Source organism: Alkalibacillus filiformis (assembly GCF_030814115.1).
Taxonomy (GTDB): domain Bacteria; phylum Bacillota; class Bacilli; order Bacillales; family Alkalibacillaceae; genus Alkalibacillus; species Alkalibacillus filiformis.
In genome coordinates this window covers 21,002-42,956 of the sequence record NZ_JAUSUP010000007.1, presented here as the reverse complement: position 1 = coordinate 42,956, position 21,955 = coordinate 21,002, and the positions used below count along the sequence as shown (strand labels likewise).

General features: G+C 41.0%; 19 protein-coding genes and 1 pseudogene. 19 read left to right on the top strand and 1 reads right to left on the bottom strand.

Features of this window, described 5'->3' with window-relative positions; translation table 11 throughout:
- The 16 genes from J2R98_RS10725 to J2R98_RS10650 all read left to right on the top strand — a co-directional run bounded on the left by J2R98_RS10725 (position 1) and on the right by J2R98_RS10650 (position 19,573).
- Positions 1-1,482 (top strand): class I adenylate-forming enzyme family protein, encoded by a 1,482-nt coding sequence (locus tag J2R98_RS10725; protein WP_307068842.1) that lies wholly within the window; start codon positions 1-3, stop codon positions 1,480-1,482.
- A complete protein-coding gene (locus tag J2R98_RS10720; protein ID WP_307068840.1) occupies positions 1,479-2,612 on the top strand; it encodes a thiolase C-terminal domain-containing protein in 1,134 nt (377 codons plus the stop codon). Before J2R98_RS10725 ends, J2R98_RS10720 begins: the two co-directional genes overlap by 4 nt.
- Positions 2,613-2,615: 3 nt before the next feature.
- A complete protein-coding gene (locus tag J2R98_RS10715) occupies positions 2,616-2,921 on the top strand; it encodes a Zn-ribbon domain-containing OB-fold protein (RefSeq protein WP_307068913.1) in 306 nt (101 codons plus the stop codon).
- 226 nt (positions 2,922-3,147) lie between these two features.
- A complete protein-coding gene (locus J2R98_RS10710; protein ID WP_370871979.1) occupies positions 3,148-4,059 on the top strand; it encodes a DMT family transporter in 912 nt (303 codons plus the stop codon).
- A 60-nt stretch (positions 4,060-4,119) separates the two neighbouring features.
- Positions 4,120-5,223 (top strand): NAD(P)/FAD-dependent oxidoreductase, encoded by a 1,104-nt coding sequence (locus tag J2R98_RS10705; protein ID WP_307068836.1) that lies wholly within the window; start codon positions 4,120-4,122, stop codon positions 5,221-5,223.
- 15 nt (positions 5,224-5,238) lie between these two features.
- Positions 5,239-6,174, top strand: a complete 936-nt coding sequence (locus J2R98_RS10700; RefSeq protein WP_307068834.1) for a nucleoside hydrolase — start codon at positions 5,239-5,241, stop codon at positions 6,172-6,174.
- Positions 6,175-6,772: 598 nt separating this feature from the next.
- Complete coding sequence (locus J2R98_RS10695) at positions 6,773-9,133, top strand: glycoside hydrolase family 65 protein (protein ID WP_307068832.1); 2,361 nt, start codon at positions 6,773-6,775, stop codon at positions 9,131-9,133.
- 26 nt (positions 9,134-9,159) lie between these two features.
- On the top strand, positions 9,160-10,404 hold the full coding sequence (locus J2R98_RS10690; RefSeq protein ID WP_307068830.1) for an ABC transporter substrate-binding protein: 1,245 nt from the start codon (positions 9,160-9,162) through the stop codon (positions 10,402-10,404).
- A 114-nt stretch (positions 10,405-10,518) separates the two neighbouring features.
- Positions 10,519-11,394, top strand: a complete 876-nt coding sequence (locus J2R98_RS10685; RefSeq protein WP_307068828.1) for a carbohydrate ABC transporter permease — start codon at positions 10,519-10,521, stop codon at positions 11,392-11,394.
- Positions 11,394-12,230 carry a carbohydrate ABC transporter permease gene (locus J2R98_RS10680; RefSeq protein WP_307068912.1) on the top strand — a complete coding sequence of 279 codons (837 nt, stop codon included), beginning with the start codon at positions 11,394-11,396 and terminating at the stop codon, positions 12,228-12,230. The genes J2R98_RS10685 and J2R98_RS10680 overlap by 1 nt, the downstream gene beginning before the upstream one ends.
- A gap of 19 nt (positions 12,231-12,249) precedes the next feature.
- Positions 12,250-12,942 (top strand): DUF624 domain-containing protein, encoded by a 693-nt coding sequence (locus tag J2R98_RS10675; protein ID WP_307068826.1) that lies wholly within the window; start codon positions 12,250-12,252, stop codon positions 12,940-12,942.
- A gap of 5 nt (positions 12,943-12,947) precedes the next feature.
- Positions 12,948-13,973, top strand: coding sequence for a LacI family DNA-binding transcriptional regulator (locus J2R98_RS10670; RefSeq protein WP_307068824.1), 1,026 nt, complete (start codon positions 12,948-12,950; stop codon positions 13,971-13,973).
- A gap of 15 nt (positions 13,974-13,988) precedes the next feature.
- Positions 13,989-14,678 carry a beta-phosphoglucomutase gene (gene pgmB, locus J2R98_RS10665; RefSeq protein ID WP_307068820.1) on the top strand — a complete coding sequence of 230 codons (690 nt, stop codon included), beginning with the start codon at positions 13,989-13,991 and terminating at the stop codon, positions 14,676-14,678.
- A gap of 183 nt (positions 14,679-14,861) precedes the next feature.
- Positions 14,862-17,102, top strand: coding sequence for a glycoside hydrolase family 65 protein (locus tag J2R98_RS10660; RefSeq protein WP_307068819.1), 2,241 nt, complete (start codon positions 14,862-14,864; stop codon positions 17,100-17,102).
- A 15-nt stretch (positions 17,103-17,117) separates the two neighbouring features.
- A complete protein-coding gene (locus tag J2R98_RS10655; protein WP_307068817.1) occupies positions 17,118-18,428 on the top strand; it encodes a sulfatase family protein in 1,311 nt (436 codons plus the stop codon).
- A 209-nt stretch (positions 18,429-18,637) separates the two neighbouring features.
- Positions 18,638-19,573 (top strand): formylglycine-generating enzyme family protein, encoded by a 936-nt coding sequence (locus tag J2R98_RS10650; protein WP_307068816.1) that lies wholly within the window; start codon positions 18,638-18,640, stop codon positions 19,571-19,573.
- Between the two features lie 187 nt (positions 19,574-19,760).
- Here J2R98_RS10650 and J2R98_RS10645 read toward each other — a convergent pair.
- Positions 19,761-20,858 (bottom strand): annotated as a pseudogene (locus J2R98_RS10645) (ABC transporter ATP-binding protein).
- 163 nt (positions 20,859-21,021) lie between these two features.
- On the opposite strand from J2R98_RS10645, the gene J2R98_RS10640 reads away from it, so the two are divergent.
- From J2R98_RS10640 to J2R98_RS10630, 3 genes are all read left to right on the top strand, one after another.
- On the top strand, positions 21,022-21,297 hold the full coding sequence (locus tag J2R98_RS10640) for an ROK family protein (protein ID WP_307068813.1): 276 nt from the start codon (positions 21,022-21,024) through the stop codon (positions 21,295-21,297).
- Positions 21,287-21,439 carry a BadF/BadG/BcrA/BcrD ATPase family protein gene (locus J2R98_RS10635; RefSeq protein ID WP_307068811.1) on the top strand — a complete coding sequence of 51 codons (153 nt, stop codon included), beginning with the start codon at positions 21,287-21,289 and terminating at the stop codon, positions 21,437-21,439. The genes J2R98_RS10640 and J2R98_RS10635 overlap by 11 nt, the downstream gene beginning before the upstream one ends.
- A gap of 130 nt (positions 21,440-21,569) precedes the next feature.
- Complete coding sequence (locus tag J2R98_RS10630; RefSeq protein ID WP_307068809.1) at positions 21,570-21,917, top strand: hypothetical protein; 348 nt, start codon at positions 21,570-21,572, stop codon at positions 21,915-21,917.
- Positions 21,918-21,955: the final 38 nt, after the last annotated feature.

Here is a 21,955-nt window from a genome sequence, read left to right as displayed (position 1 = left end):
ATGGAAACATTAGGATTGCAAGCTAAGAAAGTGATGAAAGCCTATCCTAATAGAACAGCAGTAAAGTTTGAGGATGTATCGATTACGTATCAGGATCTTTATTATCGCTCTATGGCTATTGCTAGTTATCTAGAAGATAAAGGTTTGAAAAAGGGAGACCGTTTTGCAGTATTAATGTCTAATCGTCATGAGCATGTTGAGCTTGATTTGGCAGCTGCTTTTGGTGGCTTTATTAAAGTACCGTTAAACTACAAGTTACATCCAAGAGAACATGAATATATGATTGACGATGCGCAATTAGGTATTGTAATTGGAGAAGAAGATTTGATTAATCCAATAGAGTTAGACTTTGATCGCCTTTTAATAGGAACTGATTACGATACTGTGATCAACCGTTATTACGGTGATGCAGTAGAAGAAGATGTGCATGAAGATGATTTGTTTGCCATTATGTATACTTCAGGAACGACCGGCAATCCCAAAGGTGTCATGTTATCTCACCGAAATATGTTAACAGGTGCTTTATCACTGTCTGAGGTTTGTGAGGTTACGAACAGAGATGTGATTGGTCATGTAGCACCGTTAACTCATGGTAGTAACTTTTTATCTCACGTTGCATGGTTACATGGAAACACACAAGTCGTGTATAACAACTTTGAACCTGAAGAGTTTATTGATGACATTGAAAAGGATCAAGTCTCTGTTATTTTTATGGTGCCAACGATGGTCAACTTAATGATTCAGAATCCAAACTTTGACCCTGAAAAGTTAAAGTCTATTAAGTCGATTAACATGGCAGGTTCACCAATCGCTGCGAGCAAATTACAACTTGCTCTATCTAAACTAGGAACTAAGTTTGTTGAGACTTATGGTCAAGTTGAAGCACCGATGTGTATTACTGTCATGCCGAGGAATCAGTTAAGTAGTCGATTGGAATCTTGTGGTTATACGGGTCCTTTTGTAGATATGAAAATTATCAATTCTGATGGTCTTGAAGTTGAAAATGGTGAAGTAGGAGAAATTGTTTGTAAAGGTTCTCTCGTTATGAAAGGTTATTGGAATAATGAAGAAGCGACAAACAAAACGTTACAAAATGGCTGGTTGCATACTGGAGACTTAGGATGGGTTGATGAACAAGGTTATTTACACATCGTTGATCGTATTAAAGATGTTATTATTTCGGGCGGATTAAATATTTACCCTAGAGAAGTTGAAGAGGTACTAAACAAGCATGAGGGTGTCAAAGAAACTTGTGTAATTGGTATACCTGATGACAAATGGGGCGAATCAGTTGTAGCATATGTTGTTCCAAATGGCACTACTGAAGTTGTTGAAGAAGACTTAATTGCGCTTTGTAAAGAGTACTTAGCTAGTTTGAAAAAACCTAAACAAATTCATTTCGTAGATCAGTTACCTAAAAGCTCTTATGGTAAAATTCTTAAACGTGAACTTCGTAAGCAGCATTTAGAGGGGGTGCAATGATGCAAACATATATTCACGGTGTCGGCATGACGCAGTTCGGCAAATTAGAAGATAAAACATTGAAAAACTTATTGCTAGATGCATCAATTGAAGCGCTTGAAGATGCCGGGAAACCAGATGTTGATGCGGTATTTGTAGGTAACTTCATGGGAGGTTCTATTTATAACCAAGAAATATTAGGCGCAATTATTGCTAATGATTTAGGTTTAGGTTATGTACCGACAGCAAAAATTGAAGGGGCATGTGCATCTGGTGGCATTGCTTTTCGTCAAGCCTTATTGGGCATTATGAGTGGAGAATATGAAACAGTTCTCGTTGCTGGTGTAGAAAAAATGAAACATGTTTCTACAGTAGAAGTTACTGAAGCAATCAACGCAGCAATGGATAATGACTCTAATGAAAAGCATGCGGGGTTAACTTTCCCTGGTTTCTTTGGTGTATTAGCTAATCGGTATTTTTATGAGACTGGTGCAACTAAGGAACATTTAGCTCATGTCGCTCTGAAAAACCGAAATAATGCCATTAATAATCCGTTATCACAGTTTAAGACTGAAACGTCAATTGAAGAAATTATGTCAGCTCGTATGATTACGGAGCCACTAGGGTTATTTGATTGCTCTCCGACAACAGATGGAGCCTCGGCTGTTGTATTGTCAAAGAAAAAAGGAGACATAGCAGTAAGAAGCAGTGCTCAAGCATCAGGACCGACTGAAATGCAAAATGCCGAAAACCTATTGTCGATCCCAGCAGTTGGCGAATCTGGGAGAATAGCTTATGAAAAAGCTGGGTTAGGTCCAGAGGATATTGACGTAGTAGAAATTCACGATTGTTTTTCGATGACTGAAATAATTTCATCAGAAGAATTAGGCTTTTTTAACCGAGGAGAAGGTTACTTAGCAGTAGAACAAGGTAAAACATTGCCAAATGGTGAAAAACCAATTAATACAAGTGGGGGTCTTTTATCTAAGGGGCATCCAATAGGTGCAACAGGCATTTCTCAACTGTATCAAATTGTTCATCAGTTGAGGGGAACGGCCCCAAATCAAGTAGATGGCGCGCGTATTGGATTGGCGCAAAATTTAGGTGGCACAGGGTCATACTCAACAGTTCATATTTTAGAGAGGGTGTAAGTGATGGATGCGTTTCGTTGTAACCAATGTGGATATGAAACATTATCAGAAAAGTATTATTGCCCAAAGTGTAGGAATTCCAGTTTTTCTAGGCTAGACATCGAAGGAAAAGGTGAGGTTTATAGCTTCACTACTATTCACATCGCGCCTCCAAAGTTTGCTGATAAAGCTCCATACCAAGTCGTACTTGTTCAACTAACTGAACGTTTAAGAGTGACAGGATATATGGATGAAGATATTGATATTGGAGATTCTGTTTCTTTTAAAGAAATTCAAGAAGGAGCTTATATATTTCAAAAGTCATCATAAGTAGAGTATTTGAGTGAATTAGCAATCGCCGGGTAATAGATTCCGGCGATTATTTTATTTTTCGGGCGAAATTTTTATTATTCCGGCGAAAATTAAAATATTCCGGCGAAATGCAACCATAATCCGGCGAACGCCGGATTATGAGGATTAGGAAGTCGTACTTATTGCTTCTAGTCACGAAATTGTGTATGGTGGAAGAATTATAGTTTAGAAACAGGTGAAAAGTTTGGTTAAGATTTATATTTTGTTATTCCTAGTCATGCTTATGTGGGGGATGAATTTGCCGGCGCTTAAAGTGCTGGTCGATACGATTGATCCGGTGTTGCTGACATCTTTCCGTGTGTTTACGGCGGGGATTGCGGTGTTGGTCATTTGTTATTTTATGGGGATTTTCCGTTTGCCGCATAAGTCAGAGTGGCTCGTTATGTTATATATTGGAACATTTAATGTCGTGTTACACCATTCGTTTATTGCGGTTGGGTTAGAAGGGACAACTGGTGTTAACGGAGCACTTATTCTTGGGTTAATGCCGCTTATGACCGTGTTGATGGCAGTTATTTTCTTAAGGCAGAAAGTAAACTTGTTAAGGACGATCGGGTTTATTTTTGGTTTTGCTGGTGTGGCAACAACAACACTTGCAGGCAGTGGTGGACTAGGTGCGATGTCAATGGGGGATGTGTTTGTCTTCCTTGGTGTGGCGGTTCAAGGGTTTAGTTTTGTGTTAATTAGTAAATTAAGAGCGACGTTTGATCCTCGTTTGATCACGGGTTACATCATGGTGTTTGGTTCGGTTGTTATTTTCGGATTAAGCCAGGCGTTAGGTGCAGATGTGAGTGAGATGACGCGAGTGTTTGATTGGCATATTGGCTCTGTCTTTTTATTTAGTGCGATTATGGCGACAGCATTTGGTCATATGACGTATAACTATGTGATTAAAAAAGTTGGCCCGGCTGAATCGGCGATTTTTATTAACTTAAATACGTTGTTTGCGATTATTGGTTCGGCGGTCTTTTTAAATGAAGCGATTATGCTTGAACATATTATTGGGTTTGTACTTATTATAATAGGGATCTTCTTAGGGACTGGTGCTATTGAGTACTTGTTAAAAAGGCGCCGTGGGAAAGTTGTTGAGAATTAGCTGTAAATATATTTCCTATTAAGTAAAACTGTGACATATAATTGAAAGGGGAGGGCTTTTTTGAAGCATATCATCATTGGTGCGGGCATTTTAGGAGCTGCAACGGCATATCGTCTCGTTCAGCAAGGAGAAGATGTCGTGTTAGTGGATGCGGACTTTCAAGGAAAGGCAACACGGGCTGGCGCTGGGATTGTTTGTCCTTGGGTTGGTGCAAGAAAGGATCCGGATCTTTATGAGTTAGCGAAGGCTGGCGCGGTGGATTATCCAGTATTAATTGATGATTTGCGTAAGGATGAAGCTGGTGAGACAGGGTATTATAAGTGTGGTGCGCTGGCGTTAGCGAATACGGAAGCGGAACTTGAGGCACTTTATGAAGAAGCGGTTCGAAAGCGTGAGGAGACGGATTTTGTCGGAAGTGTGGAAAAGTTGACGAATACAGAGGCAAAAGCGATGTTCCCGCCACTTCAAGATGATTGCAAGGCTGTCCATGTTTCTGGTGGTGCACGAGTTGATGGAAACTTGCTTACTCAAGCGTTAGTGCGTGCTTTTGAAAAACGTGGCGGACAGTTGTTTGAAGAAGAGGTGGAGCTTGAGAGTCGTGGTGGTGAAATTGTTGTTAGGACGCTTGAAGGAGTGTTAGAAGCAGATCGTGTCATTGTGGCATCAGGTGCTTGGTCGAAAAAGTTGCTTGAACAGGTAGAAGTGTCGATTGAGCTAGAGCCGCAACGTGGTCAAATCGCGCATTTGCGGTCTGAAGGTGAAGATACGAAAGGTTGGTCGGTCGTTTTACCACAGTCGAGTCATTACATGTTAGCGTTTGATGATGGGCGTGTCGTGTTTGGTGCGACGCGCGAGGCAGGAAGTGGCTTTGACTACAGGTTGACTGCTGGTGGTGTGCAAGAGGTGCTAGATGAAGGTCTTGCCGTGGCACCTGGGTTAGCCGATGCGACGTTGGAAGATGTTCGTATCGGCTTTCGACCTATGGGGCCTGATCAAAAGCCTTTATTAGGAAAAACTGCTAGTTATAACAATCTGATTGTCGCAACAGGCTTAGGGCCTTCAGGATTGACCATTGGACCTTTTGTCGGTAAAATGACGGCTAAGCTAGCTATAGACGAAGAAGTGGAAATGGATTTAACACCGTTTGATCCACTTCGAACATAAGAAGAGGTGAGTGTAATGGAGAAGACACCAGTCATTATTGATTGTGATCCTGGTATTGATGATGTGATGATGCTTTTATTAGCGTTAAGGCATGAGAAGACAGAGGTGAAGTTAATTACGACGAGTGCGGGTAATCAGACGCAAGATAAAGTCATGGATAATGCGCTTCGTTTTGTCAGTTACATAGGAGAAGAGGTTGAAATTGCGCGCGGATCTGAGAAGCCATTTTTACGCGACTTAGTGATTGCCGACCATATTCACGGTGAGTCTGGTATTGGTGGTGTCGAGTTACCTGAGGCGACGTTAGAGGAAAGTGATCGTCCAGCAATTGAGGCGATGGTATCTGTTTTGAAAGAAGCTGATGAGCCGGTGACGATCATTGCGACAGGCCCACTTACAAACGTTGGGGCGTTGTTGTTAGCGCATCCGGAAGTGAAACCGAAAATTAAACAAATTTCGATTATGGGTGGCGCTGCACGAGGCGGTAACGTTTCGCCTAAGGCCGAATTTAATATTTACGTTGACCCAGAAGCGGCTGAAGTCGTTATGCAAAGTGGGATTCCGATTGTGATGAGTGGTCTTGATGTGACGCATAAAGCTTATTTAGACCAAAAAGACTTAGACTTATTAAAAGCAACAGGTAACGAGCTGTCGAAAACACTTTATGAAATGTTGCAACATTATATGGATGCCCAAGATTCTTCACCATTTTTAGAACCGTATCATTCTGAAGTACTGCGCTTGCATGATTTATGTGCGGTTGCTTATGTGATCGACCCTAGTTTATTCGAGGGACAGGATTGTTACGTCACTGTTGAGACAGCAGGCTACACAACAGCAGGTGCGACGGTCGTTGATCATTTAGGGACGATGAACAAATCACCGAATGTACACGTATTGCATGATGTTGAGCGCAAACGATTTGTAGAGTTGTTTTTTAGTGTATTATAGAAGGAAATGAAAGAAGGTTTTCCGCGAATCGCCGAATAGAATTGTTCGGCGATTTTTTTTGGCGTTCGTGGGGATATTCTGGCGTTCGCGGTCAAAAATTTGGCGCACGCGGAAATATTCTGGCGCTCGGACGAATTAATTTGGCGTTCGCTTAAAAATTCTGGCGTTCACGAGATAATTTGGCGCTCACGAACATAACAGCACTTCGACTATGATATCAGCGTTCACGAGGATTTATCGGCGCTCGGACCAAGCTTATCAGCGTTCACGAAAATTTATCAGCGCTCGGACCAAGCTTATCAGCGTTCACAAAAATTTATCAGCGCTCGCGCTCAAGTTATCAGCGTTCACGAGAATTTATCAGCGCTCAAGCCAAAAGATCAGCTTCCACTCAAAACATCCCCAAAATTTGTCTATAAAATCGCTTTCATTTTCTGTTGACTTTTTAATAGAATGCTCTTATACTTTGATTTACGAGCACGAACAGGGTGCTTAAAAAATTTTTTGAAAGTTACTAAAACGTTTTCGTAAATTCTAGTAATCTATATTTTTTCATACGTTTAGTAAGCGGTTACACGATTTGTAAAAGGGGTATGATATGATCCGATATGATTATGGCCAAGAGGAGTTTAAAGATTGGATTGTAGCTGAAAATGACTTTTCGCCGAATCATTTGCGGAAGTTTGAAGCGGTTATGGCATTAGGTAATGGCTATATGGGGCTTCGTTCGGCAACAGAAGAGTCTTATTTCGGTGAGAAACGTAACTTATTTGTTAATGGGACGTTCAATCAAGCCGATCCGACTGAAGTAACAGAGCTTCCTAACTTAGCAGATGTAACGCAAATAGATTTTTATATCGATGGTGAGCGTTTTCATTTAGAAATTGGCGAAACGAATGAATACGTTAGAATATTGAATTTAAAAACAGCTGAGCTAACGCGTTCGTTTAAGTGGACATCACCAAAAGGAAAAGCATTTCAATTCCATTGTCGTCGTTTCGTCTCGCTTGCTGAACGTCACTTAATTGGCATGAAAGTTGAAATAGAGGCGCTAAATAAAAGTGCATCAATTCAACTAGAAAGCTCAATTAACGGTCAAACGACGAACACAGGTGCACAGCACTTTTTAAATGGTGTGCCGAGAATTTACGGAAATGATTTACTCGAATATGTGCAGACGACGCGTCAGTCTGATGTGGATGTTGCGTTAGTCAGTCAGCACCGTTTATCGAAAGAATCTTCAGTCGATAAACTTATGGACAGGCGTAAAGTCGGTGTTGGTTGTCAGTTTGAATTAGCGCCGGGTGAAAAGGTTACATTTGAAAAGTTAACGACTGTTTATACGAGTCGTGATCGTGAGTTTTTACCGAATGGTGCTGATCAAGAAACGGTTAAGCAACAAGCACATCAAACATTGGAAAAAGTCGCGCAAAAAAGTTATGACGAGTTAAGAGATGAGCATCGACAAGCGTGGTTCAATCAAATATGGAACCGCTACAATATCGAGATTGATAGTCAAGACAACTTTGACCAGCTAGCTGTTCGATTCTCAATCTATCATATGACGATTATGACACCTGATCATGATTCGCGGATGGGGATTGGTGCGAAAGGGTTATCTGGTGAAGGGTATAAAGGCCACTCGTTTTGGGATACTGAGATTTTCGTTCTACCATTTTTCACTTATTCGAATCCTGAAGTGGCACGTTCTCTATTAACCTATCGTTATTACGGGTTGGAAAGTGCGCGAGCGAAGGCGAAAGAAAATGATTATGAAGGTGCGATGTACCCGTGGGAGATGGCATTCCCAGATGATGGGGAAGTGACACCGCTTTATGGTGACATTGATATCGTAACTGGTGAAAGAAGTAAGATTTGGACAGGCTTAATCGAGCAGCACATTACGGCTGACATTGCTTTTGCAATTAATCAGTATTACAACGTGACGAACGATGAAGCGTTTCTAAATGATTACGGTTACGAAATGGTTTTTGATAGTGCTAACTTCTGGGCTAGTCGTTATGAATGGAATGAAGCTGAGGCAAGATATGAAATTCATAATGTGATTGGACCAGATGAATATAAAGAGCATGTGAATAACAATGCTTATACGAATTACATGAGTTATTTTAATTTGAAGCTAGCCATTAAGTATTATGAGTTTTTAAGTGAGCAAAACGAAAACGTTTTCGCAACACTTAATGAAAAACTCAACTTACAGCAAAACTATGAAAACTGGAAAGAAAAAGCTGAGAACATTTTCTTACCAGCACCGAGGGAAGATGATCAAGTCATTCCTCAAGATGACACGTATTTATCACTTCCTGAAATCGATTTAGAAAAATATAAAAAGCAAGAGCAGCCAAGAACGATTTATAAAGATTACAATCAGCCACAAATTAATGGGCTTCAAGTGACGAAGCAAGCTGATGTACTCGTTTTACTCTATTTACTTGAGCAAACGTTCTTAAAAGATGAGGTTGAATTTGATGCAGCGCTTAAGCGTGCAAACTTCGATTATTATGAACCGCGTACGTTACACGATTCGTCTTTAAGTCTATCGACGCACGCGATTGTGGCGAGTGATTTTGAAAAGATGGACATGGCTTATCGCATGTTCCGCCGCGCAGCAGAGATTGATCTTGGTCAAAATATGAAATCATCTCAAGAAGGCATTCATGCTGCATCGATTGCAGGGATTTGGAGTATTTCTGTGTTTGGTTTTGCAGGGGTGAGGTTAACGCCCAAAGGTTTATCCGTTAATCCGACTCTACCAAGTGAATGGGATTCGATTACGTTTAATATCGATTGGCAAGGTGAGCAGTTACGCTTTGAGATTACGAGAGCGCAATGCACGATCTCAAAGGATTCACAAAGCGAGTTGCCGATCACGATTCAAAATGAGGTTATGAAGCTAAAAGACACTCTCACTGTTCCTTTAGCTTTGCAATATAATTAATCAGTTTTATAGGGGAGGAAAATTTTATGAAATTTAATAAGTTATTTTTTACACTTTTTGTTGCAGCAATGCTAGTGTTAGCAGCGTGTGGTGGCAATGGTGACGATGCTGAAAGTGGTGTGAATGAAGACGGTGAGGTTGAACAAATCTCAGTTTTCCAAAGTAAAGTAGAAATCTCTGAGCCACTAGAAGAGTTAGCGGAAATGTATGAAGAGGAAACAGGTATTGAGGTTGATGTTTGGGGGACGACAGGTGATGACTATTTATCACAACTACAAGTTCGCCTAAACAGTAACCAAGGTCCTTCAATTATGACAGTACAAAACATTCAAGTAGCCGATCAGCTAGATTCATATTTATATGATTTAAGCGACATGTCATTAGCTGATGACGTTGCACCTGAAATGGGATTAGAGTACGAAGACCGTTTAGTTGGTCTACCATATGGTATTGAAGGTTTCGGTTTAGTTTATAACAAAGACTTAGTTGACCCTGAAGATATTACAGATTACGAGTCATTCGTTCAAGCGTTACAAGACTTTGAAGAAGAAGGTATTAACGGTCTGACGCTTTCACAAGAAGCTTACTTCTTAATTGGACACATTAGTAACTATCCGTTCTCGCTACAAGACGATTACATGGGTTTCATTGATCAGTTAAATGACGGCGAAGTGGCAATGTCTGAAACGCCTGAATTCCAAGAGTTCGGTCAGTTTATGGAAGCGATTCGTGAACACACTGTTAATCCACTTGATGTGAACTATGACCGTCAAGTTGGTGACTTCGTAAATGGTGAAACAGCGATGATTCACCAAGGTAACTGGGTTGTTTCAATGTTAAATGATTATGACTTAGATTTTGAAGTAGGTTTAATGCCATTCCCATTAGACGGTAATGATAAGCAAATCGTTGGCGTTGGTGGTAACTGGGGCGTTAACGCTAATAAAGAGCAAGCTGAAATTGATGCAGCAAAAGATTTCTTAGAGTGGTTACACAATAGTGATGTCGGTCAAGAGTATATGGTTGATGAATTTAATCACGTGCCTGGATTTACACACATTGATGCAGATGGTTTAGACCCACTAGCACAAGAAGTACTAGATGCTTCTAACAGTGGTGACACAATTCCTTGGGCACACAACTACTACCCAGCTGACATCGTACCGAACGATTTAGCACCAGCTACAGAAGAGTTTTTTTTAGATGACAGCATGACAGGTGAAGAATTTATCGAGCGTTTAGATGAAGTTTGGGAAGGTGCAACGAGGTAATAAGATCTTTTGACAAAAAAATAACAGGGTCACCCAATGAGGTGTTCCCTGTTATTTTTTCCTTTCTTAACAACAGGTTGTGACATGGTTCAGGTTAGAAAAGAGGGATGAAAGTTGAGTAAACATCGCAATAAGTTATGGTATTTAGTGTTTGTTTTACCGTTGTTTATCATTTTTGCGACGGTCGTGTTAATTCCGTTTGTTATCGGAATTTTTTACTCATTTTTTGAATGGGACGGTTTTTCAGCTAATCCAATGGTGTATGTTGGATTAGATAACTATATTGAGTTAATAGACGATGGGCGCTTTGTGAACTCGGCTTGGCTAACGTTAGAGTTTACGATTTTAAGTTTAGTATTAGTTAACGTATTAGGTTTAGGTTTTGCCTTACTAGTTACGTCAGCGTTTAAGTCTGCGAACTTTGCACGTACGATGTTCTTCATGCCGAACTTAATTGGTGGATTAATTTTAGGTTATATTTGGCAGTTCATTTTCTCTGATGGGTTTAGAATTATTGGAGATTTAACAGGTAATGAAGAGGTGTTTCGTAACTGGTTAACGGACCGTGATTTAGCAATGTATGCACTTGTTATCGTGTTCTCATGGCAAATGGCTGGTTACATGATGATTATTTACATTGCTGGTATTCAAAGTATTCCAGGTGAGGTAATGGAAGCAGCTGAAATAGACGGTGCGAACTACTGGCAACGTCTGAAAAATATCGTCATGCCATTATTAATGCCAGCTTTAACGATTAGCTTATTCTTAACGTTATCGTTTAGTTTCAAGATCTATGACGTCAACCTGTCTTTAACATCAGGAGGTCCAGCTAATTCGACTGAGCTATTAGCGATGCACATTTATAATGAGATCTTTGGCTATAACAACTATGGTTACGGACAGGCTAAGGCGATTATCTTCTTTATCGTCATTGCAGCCATTACATTAGTCCAAGTTTATATGACGAAGAAGAGAGAGGTTGAAATGTGATGCGTCTCTTTAAGAAGTATTTAAAAGAAATATTGTTAGTCGTAGGAGCTTTAGTGTTTTTATCTCCGGTTTATATTATGCTCGTTAACTCGTTTAAGAGCCGTTCTGAGCTGTATGAAAATGTATTAGCATTGCCGGAAACGTTAACGTTTGAACATTATATTCGTGCAATGGATCGGATGAACTTTGGGTTGGCGTTTTTCAACTCATTAGTCATTACGATTATATCGGTTGTCATCATCGTCATTTTATCCTCGATGACTGCGTGGATGCTTGTGCGTAAAGATAATACGTTAAGCCGTATTATTTTCATGACGTTTATTGCGACGATGTTAATCCCGTTCCAAACGATTATGATGCCGTTAATTCAGTTTATGGATCAAATCATGTCGACAACGGGATTACCGATGTTAAATACGCGTAGTGGTTTAATTTTCATGCACGTTGGATTTAACGCGAGTTTAGCTGTATTCTTATATCATGGATTTATTAAATCAATTCCAGTGTCATTAGAAGAGTCAGCTGAAATTGATGGAGCGAATAAGTTTACCGTGTTTTGGAAAATTATATTCCCTATATTAAAACCGATTACGGTAACAGTTATTATTTTAAATGTTATTCAAATTTGGAATGACTATTTACTGCCTTCATTAGTGTTAACGGATCAAAGCTTGCGTACGATTCCGCTTGCGACGTTCTACTTCTTCGGAGAGTTTACGATACAGTGGAACCAAGCGATGGCAGGTCTTGTGTTAACGATTATTCCGGTCGTGATCTTCTATGTGTTCGCACAGAAACACATTATTAGAGGAATTGGTGAAGGAGCGGTGAAGTAATATGGTGTGAGGTGAGACTATGAACGGGTTTAGTTTATCAGGATGGATTGTCATGTTATCACGTTGGGTTGCTAGGTTGGCACTAACGAATGTCAGTTGGTTTTTCCTTAACATTCCGACGTGGTTTGCGATCTATTCTTGGTATGTCAGTGACCATAAGTTTGCGATGATTCACTACGTCCTGTTCATAGTCGTCTTCACGTTTGTCTATTTCCCAACGACAAGGGCGATGTTTATGTCGCTTCGGCACTGGATGTTGGAACAAGATGAGAAAAATAAACAAACACACTATTTCAGAACGTTATTTCGACATTACAAAAGTTTTCTGAAGACGAATGTGTTGTTCACTGTTATATGGATGATATGGTTTGTAGACTTTTATATTTTAATCGATGTTTCACAGTTTATAGCTGTCGTCATGATCGTCATAGGTGTGCTATTGTTCGCTTTTCAAATGATCTTCTTCTGTATGGAAGCTCATATGGACATGACGATGAAAGATTTAATGAAGTATGCGGCCTTAACAACAGTAGGTAGCCCAGTATTAACGGTGTTTATTTTGTTTGTGACAGGCGCGTTATCGTATATTGCGCTATTTCAATTTACAGCATTGTTACCGTTTTTCTCTGGCGTCGGAATCGCTTATTTAGCGTTATTAATGTTTAATCATTGGACTGAGAGTGTCAAAAACAAAGCTGAAAAGAGGAAGTGAAGTTAATGGTGTCGATTAAAGATGTAGCAAAAAAAGCCGGTGTATCAGTCGGAGTTGTTTCTAAAGCACTAAACAACTACCCAGATGTTGGGGAGAAGACGAGACTGCGTGTGTTAGAAACAGCAAATGAGTTGGAGTATTCACCAAATCGTGTTGCTCGTATGCTTTCATCTAAGAAAAATTCAGCCATTAGCTTAATCTCCTCTGGTTTTGAAGAAAACGATCAGAAGGATAACAATTCATTTGAGTTATTTAAAGGGATCTACTTCGGCAGTCAGCAGCTTAACTTAGATTTTTCAATTTATTTTACCGATTCGTTTAAACAGGAAGAGCAAAGTTATGTTCAATTTTGTCGTGAGCGCAATATTGGTGGAGCGATTTTGCAAGGGATTCGGTTAGATGATCCATTTTTTAAAGAAATGGTCGATACCGAAGTGCCGTGTGTGTTAATCGATGTCTTAATGGATGAACCTCAACCTTGTGTAGGCAGTGTGACGATTCAAAACAGAGAAGCAACTAAGGCGCTCACGAACTATTTAATTGAAAAAGGTCATGAAGATATCGCAATTATGGCAGGGACGAAGGAAGCCTACGTCAATGAAGAGCGATTAAGTGGTGTAGAAGAGGCATTGCTTGAAAGTGGGTTAACGTTTGAAGACAGGCCGGTTTTTTATGCGGATTTCGATGATGGTGAGGCGTATGAGAAAGCGAAAACGTTTTTAGAAACTCATCGTCCAACCGCGTTCGTTTGTTTTAGTGATCTTATGGCTTATGGTGTCATGCGTGCAGCGCAAGATCTAGGCTTATCTGTGCCTGAAGATTTGTCGGTCGTCGGCTTTGACGATTCGATGATTGCAGGCATGACTTCGCCTGGCATAACGACAGTAGCGCAAGACTTCTTTGAAATGGGACGTCAAGCAGCACAGTTGTTGAATCGTATTGTTGATGGTGAGGCTGATGAAACGGAGATTTACTTAAATTATAAATTGTTAGAACGTGAGAGTGTTAAAGATATAACGAAACAGCAGTAGAAAGGAACATGAATCATGATCATGCCAAAAGCATTTATTTTTGATTTAGATGGTGTTATTACCGATACGGCTGAATTACATTATCAAGCGTGGAAAAGGTTAGCCGATTCTTTAGGAATTACGATTGACCGCGAGTTTAATGAAGAGTTAAAAGGTGTTGGGCGTATGGAGTCGTTAGAGAAAATTTTAGCGCTTGATTCTAATCAGAGTGACTTATCACTTGAGCGTAAAGAAGCATTAGCAACTGAAAAAAATGATCACTATGTCGACTTATTAGGCACGATAAGTGAAGACGATATTTTACCAGGCATTACAGATCTATTAGCAACGATTCGTCAGCAAGGGATTAAAGTAGGTTTAGGTTCAGCGAGTAAAAATGCAACGCACGTCTTAAAGGAACTTAAGCTCATTGATCAATTTGACTATATTGTCGATGCCGCACAAGTGTCGAAAGGTAAACCTGACCCTGAGACGTTTACGAATGCAGCAGATTATTTTGGTGTCGATTATGTCGAGTGCATCGGCATTGAAGATGCACCATCTGGCGTAACAGCCGTTAACAGCGCTGGAATGTTTTCGGTCGGTGTCGGAACAGCTGAGGCGTTATCGCACGCTGATTACCGCGTCGATGATACGACTGAACTTGATTTTGATGAGATTATTCAAGCATATCAGAGCTTCGGTGTGAGTGCGAAGGCGGAGTAATCAGGCGTTCGCCGGAATATGAGGTGGTTTCGCCGGAATATAGAGATTTTCGCCGAATTATTTAAGATTTCGCCGGAAAAATTTAATTTTCGCTGGAATATATGAAAAATCGCTGATAAAACATAATTTACCAATTTGCTTCAAAAGATGTCACGGAATTTTTATAGAGTGGGAGTGTCGATTTTGACTTGGCAGTTATCAAATACAGCTTTAGATGAACAGCAGCTTTTAGTTAACGAAAGTCTTATGTTCCTCGGTAATGGTTACTTAGGGGTAAGAGGAAATTTTGAAGAAGGCTATCGTGACGATTTTAAATCGATTCACGGAACGTACATTAATGCGTTTCATGAAGAGACAGATATTCAGTACGGGGAGAAGTTATTTGGTTTTCCTGACTTTCAACAAAAGTTAGCAAACGTGATCGATGCGCAACAAATTGATGTGTTAATCGATGGCGAGCGTTTTAGCTTATTTGAAGGGGAGGTCGTGAGCTTCGACCGTACGCTTCACATGGATCAAGGTTATTCTGTCCGCCACATTCATTGGCGTTCGCCGAATGGAAAAGAAGCAAAATTAACGTTCACGCGTGTCGTTTCATTTGTGACGAAAGAATTGTTCGCGATTAAAGTAGATGTTGAGCCGGTTTCTGACATAAAAGAAATTAAGCTCGTATCAAAAGTAAATGGCGATGTGACGAACTACGTTGAAAAAGGTGATCCGCGTTTGGCTTCTGGTCATGCGAAACTTATATACGCAGATCAGGCGGTGAATGAATCAGGTTTAACGCAAATAAAAGCACGTACTGAGCGTTCGAATTTAGAAGTAGCTTGCGTGACGCGTCATGAGCATGAAGGTGCGCACGACGTTGAGTGTGGCGATTATGACGTAACAGAGACGTTTACATTCAGTGGTGATGGGGCGTCTTTAATTAAGTATAACGTTTATACAGATACGCTTCGTCACGGTGATGATCTTTTACAAAAAGGAATCGACATTCAAAAAGGGATCGCTGATTTTGATACAATCTTATCTGAACAAAAAGGTTATTTAGACGAGTTTTGGCGTGTGTCTGACGTGGCGGTGTCAGGTGATGACAGTTTACAAGAAGGAATTCGTTTTAACTTGTATCACCTTCTGCAGTCAGTTGGAAAAGATTCAGTGAGTAACATTTCAGCAAAAGGTCTTTCAGGCGAAGGTTATGAGGGTCATTATTTCTGGGATACGGAAATTTATATTTTCCCAGTTTTCTTAATGACAAATCCTGAGATTGCAAAAGGCTTACTGTTACATCGTTACTCAACGCTAGATGCAGCAAGAGCGCGTGCGAAAGAAATGGGACATAAGCAAGGTGCATTGTTCCCGTGGCGTACGATTACAGGTCCTGAAAGCTCAGCGTTTTTCCCAGCAGGTACAGCGCAATATCACATTAGTGCTGACATTGCGTACAGCTTTATTCAGTACTACTTAGTGACGAAAGATGAGCAGTTCAAAGAAGATTATTTAGCAGAAGTGCTTATTGAAACAGCGAGACTATGGGCTGACACAGGCTTTATGAAAGATGGGAAGTTTTTAATTAATAACGTTACAGGCCCTGATGAGTATACGTGTATTGTTAATAATAACTATTACACGAACGCAATGGCGAAGTATAACATGGAGTGGGCTTATAAAATTTATCAAGACGTTCAAGGTGGCGGTCTAGTAGAGAAGCTAGGTGTGACTGATGAGGAAGCGGCGTTTTGGAATGAAGCGGCAGAGAACATGTTCTTGCCTTACAATGAGGAGCTTGGCATTAACGAGCAAGATGATACATTTTTAAACAAAGAAGTGTGGGACTTAGACAATACGTCTGAAGAAGAATACCCGCTACTATTAAATTACCACCCGCTAACGTTGTACCGTTATCAAGTGTGTAAGCAAGCCGATACCGTGCTCGCTCACTTTTTAGTAGAAGATGTGGCTGATGAAGAGACGATCCGCAAATCGTATGACTATTATGAGCGTGTGACAACACACGATTCGTCTTTATCTTACTGTGTGTTTAGCATTATGGCGTCAAAACTTGGACACGATGAAAAAGCGTATCATTATTTCAACGAAACCGCACGTTTAGATATTGATAATTTACACAAAAACACGAAAGACGGCTTGCATATGGCGAATATGGGCGGCACGTGGTTAGCGATGGTTTACGGTTTTGCCGGACTTCGTGTAAAAGAAGAAGGATTAACTTTTGCGCCAAGACAAGTAGCTGCTTGGGATGATTTTTCCTTTAGTTTACGCTTCCGTGGCCGTTTAATTAATGTTGAGCTAAAAGATGGACAAGTGGTTTACACGTTAGTTGAAGGTGAAGGCGTGACAATTGGCCATTACGATGAGCGAGTGCAGTTAACAGTAGATTCACCTGTTGCAAAATCACTTTAAGAGAGGTGTAGCATCATGCAGCGACCGAATATCGTTTTTATTATATCGCATGATACAGGGCGTTACTTAGGCACATACGGCCGAAATGTTGAAACGCCAGAAATTGATGAATTAGCTTCTGAAGGTATTCAGTTTAATAATTATTTTTGCTCACAGCCACAATGTAGTCCGAGCCGCGGCAGTATTATGACGGGCCGCTACGGGCACAATCACGGTATGATGGGGCTTGCGCATATGGGGCATTCGATTTATGAACAGTTGGAGACGATCCCATCTGAGTTGAACAAAATTGGCTACCGCACGTCGTTAATTGGCCTTTACCACGAGTCTGTAAACGATGAATTTGACCCGTACAAGTTAGGGTATCAACATTATCAACAAGTACCTGGCAACTGGGCAACTGATGTGACGGATCATTTCGTCGACTTTTTAAAAGAAGAAAATAAGCGCGATGACGACTCGCCATTCTACGTCTCACTTGGGTTTGAAGAGACGCACCGCCCGTTTGACGACTATGAGCCTGTTGACTTAGACGAAGTTGTTTTACCAGATTATTTACCAGATACAGAAGAAGTGCGTAAAGATTTTGCGCAGTTTTACCGTTCGGGTATGGATATGGATGATGCAGTTGGGCGTATTAAACGGGCTATTAAAGAACAAGGCTTTGACGATAATACAGTTATTATTTTCACGACAGACCACGGCATTGCCTTCCCACGTGCTAAAGGAACGCTTTATGACTCAGGGCTTGAGACAGCCTTTTTAATGAAGTTCCCTGAAGGCATGTACGAACAAGGCTATCAGTCAGATGCGTTATTATGTAACGTTGACTTAATGCCGACGATCTTTGATTTAGTCGATTGTAAAGTTCCTGAAGGCGTTGACGGTGTCAGCTTCTTGCCGTTAATTGAGGGCGAAGTGGAACAGACGCGTGATCACTTTTTTGCAGAAATGACGTGGCACGATAAGTATCACCCGATGCGCGGTGTCCGTACTGAGAAGTATAAATACATTCGTAACTTTGAAGACGGGCCTAAAGTTTATATGCCGTACGATTTGCATACGAGCTTAACGGGTGAAGTCGTGCGTGATGATTATTACGTGCCGAATGTTGATGAAGAGCTCTATGATCTAGAGGCTGACCCGGCTGAGTTGAATAATTTAGCTAGTGATGAAGCTTATCGTGAAGTGGTAGCTGACCTGCGTGCGAAAGTTGATCAATGGATGGAAGAAAGCGATGATCCATTGTTAAAAGGCCGCGTCCCAGGCTATGAAGCAGAAGAATGGGAAAGTGTTGATGACGATTACGAAAGTCGCAAAAAGTAATGAATAGAAGTGGGGGCGCTCGCGTTCGTCCCTGCTTTTATTTATGATATTATTTAGTGGGTTGGTTGTCGATTAGTGTCGTTTATCAGCGATTTTGTTGATATTCCGGCGAAAAATTCAATAATCCGGCGAAAATTAAATTTTTCCGGCGAAACAGGTGGGGATTCCGGCGAACGCCGAATTAGATTGTGTAGAAGTGAGGTGTTGGTGTGAGTGGAGAAAAATCTTGCTGCAGTGCAAAACGTGAACAAGTGAAGGTCGACTTTTCAACGGGTGAACGCCGCAATGCAGACATCTCGAAAAGTGAACATGACCTTGAAAAAGAGATGGTGTTTCTAAATGGAGGTCCATTTTTAATGGGCTCTGACGATCACGACATTAACCCTCATGATGGGGAAGGACCTGTTCGTGAAGTCGTTGTTGACCCGTTTTATATCGACAAAACAGTCGTGACGAATCGTGAATTTAAAGCTTTTATCGATGAGACAGGATATGTGACAGAAGCTGAGCAGTTTGGCTGGTCGTTCGTTTTTCATAAGTTTATCAAAGGGGAAAATGTACCTTTTGCTAGACAGCGCGTGCCGAATACGCCTTGGTGGGTTGTCGTTGAAAAAGCTTATTGGTACCAGCCTGAGGGACCATATTCGAATATCGATCAACGAATGAAGCACCCCGTTGTACACGTGTCATGGAATGATGCGGCCGCTTATTGTAAGTGGGCTGGAAAAAGATTGCCGACTGAAGCAGAATGGGAGTATGCTGCACGTGGTGGACTCGTGCAAAAGCGTTACCCGTGGGGAGATGAGTTGATACCTGGTGGCAGGCATATGTGTAACATTTGGCAAGGAGAATTCCCAACGCAGAACATTATGGAAGACGGGTATTTAGCGACAGCACCAGTCTATGCATATCAAAGCAATGGATTTGGACTTGATCAAATGGCAGGCAACGTATGGGAGTGGAGCGCGGATTCGTTTGTAATTGAGGGATCCCAGGTAGGTGAAGCAGATGCAAAAGCGATGAGAGGCGGGTCGTACTTATGCCACGACTCATACTGCAATCGCTACCGAGTGGCAGCACGTACTTCCAACACACCAGACAGCTCGTCAGGTAATATTGGCTTTCGATGTGTGAAAGATGTATAGAATCGATAGTGAAATCGCCTGATTATTTGAGAATCAGGCGATTTTTAAAATAATTAGGCGAAATTCTTGATATTCAGGCGAAATGAAAAATTTTTAGGCGAACGCCTAATTAACTAAGCGTTCGCCTAATTCCGCGATGTACAACACTATCAAAACGAAAAAAACCGCCCTCGAGGCGGTTTTTTCACTATTTAATTCGCTCTTCTGTTTCTGAATCGAAGAAGTGGACCTTGTTCATGTCGATTGCTAGTTTCACGCTGTCGCCTGCGTTCACTTGTGTACGTGCGTCAACGCGTGCAATGTATTCTTGCTCGCCTAGGCGCGAGTATAGGTAAGTTTCAGATCCCATTAGTTCAGCTACTTCGACGTTTGATTCGAATGCTGTACCTGGTGAGTTTTCGATAAAGACTGGCTCATCATGAATATCTTCAGGACGAACGCCCATCGCAACACCTTTTCCAACATAGCCTTGATCGCGTAAAATTTTCATGCGGCCTTCAGGGATTTCAAAAGTTGTATCGCCCACTTTAAATGCTCCATCTTCAATTGTTCCATTAAAGAAGTTCATTGCTGGTGAACCGATAAATCCTCCTACGAATACGTTGTTCGGATAATCAAATACTTCTTTCGGAGAACCAACTTGTTGAACAACGCCATCTTTCATAACGACTAGGCGTGTTGCCATCGTCATCGCTTCTGTTTGGTCGTGTGTCACGTAGATTGTTGTTGTTTGTAGACGTTGGTGAAGCTTTTGAATTTCTGTACGCATTTGAACACGTAGTTTCGCATCTAAGTTTGATAACGGTTCGTCCATTAAGAACACTTTTGCATCACGTACGATTGCGCGTCATAGTGCAACACGCTGACGCTGACCACCTGAAAGTGCTTTAGGCTTACGGTCTAAGTAGTCTTCTAAGCCAAGAATTTTAGCTGCTTCTTCTACTTTTTCTTTAATCACTTCTTTTTTAAACTTACGTAGCTTTAAGCCGAATGCGATGTTGTCATAAACCGACATGTGCGGGTATAGCGCGTAGTTTTGGAAAACCATTGCGATATCACGGTTTTTCGGTGGGACATCATTGACACGTCGATCGTCAATCATTAAGTCACCTGATGTAATGTCCTCTAACCCAGCGATCATACGTAGTGTCGTTGACTTACCGCAACCAGACGGGCCGACAAATACAACAAATTCTTTATCTCCAATATCTAAATCAAAATTTTTAACGGCGTGTACATCTTTTTCATAATACTTATTAATATTGTTTAGTTTTAACTCTGCCATTTCAACCATCCTTTCTACTAATCTTATTTTATAAAAAAGCGCTTTCAAAAACTATGGCAAAAGTGCACACATTTACTAGATTAACTATGTGCAATCTGCTATTGCTTTTTTGAAAGCCTTTACACATAATGAAAAGTAAATTCGAATATATGGGGTTGAGTTTATGGCAATCGTCTTAGGAATCGATGGTGGTGGAACAGGGACACAAGCGGTCGTTGCAGATCAACACGGAACGGTTTTCGCCGAAGTAACAGTAGGGCCGACAAATCCGAATGCGGTTAGTCGCGAGCAATTAAAAGAGACCGTATCACATATGTTTGATCAGTTAAAAAAGCAAAACGGCGAAGCTTTCGATCAAGTAGCGCTCGTGTTTGCGGGCATGTCAGGATCAGGTGATTCAGAAAAAAGTAAATTAGTAGAATCTGTGTTTGCTGAATAGGCGTATCATTGTCGCGAATGATGCAATTAATGCATTATATGCAGGGACTTATGGTGAGCCAGGGATCGTTCAAATCGCTGGGACAGGTTCGATTACATATGGCATTAACGAAGAAGGTAAGGCTTCGAGAATCGGTGGCTGAGGCTATCTTTTCGGTGATGAAGGAAGTGGTTATGCGATCGGTGAAGCGGCTTTAAGGAAAGTATTCCATACGCATGACAGGAAAGCTGATGCTTATAACTTAGTTGAAAAGGTTTCGGATTACTTTCAAGTTGATGTGGTACGATTTAGTTCCAGCCGTTTATGAATCTAGTAGTCCACGGGGAAAAATCGCATCACTTAGCCGTGTTGTTTTTGAGGCTTATGATGAGCAGGATCCCCATGCGATTGAAATTGTTGAACAAGCGGCTGATGATTTAGCTTTATCAATTAATACGATGTTAAATGAGCATTTTCAACAACATCAAACGGTCATCTTGGCAGGTTGCTTGTTTAAAAGAGAAGATGTCTTGCCTGAGTTGTTAAAAAGTCGAATTCCTTCAAGTAGTCAGTTAAAAGTGTTGAAACGTGAACCCGTGATGGGCGCGGTTGATGCAGGGTTAAAACAATTAGATGGTTAAACACCGCATCAGGTTTCTCTAGTAAAAAAGAACATCCC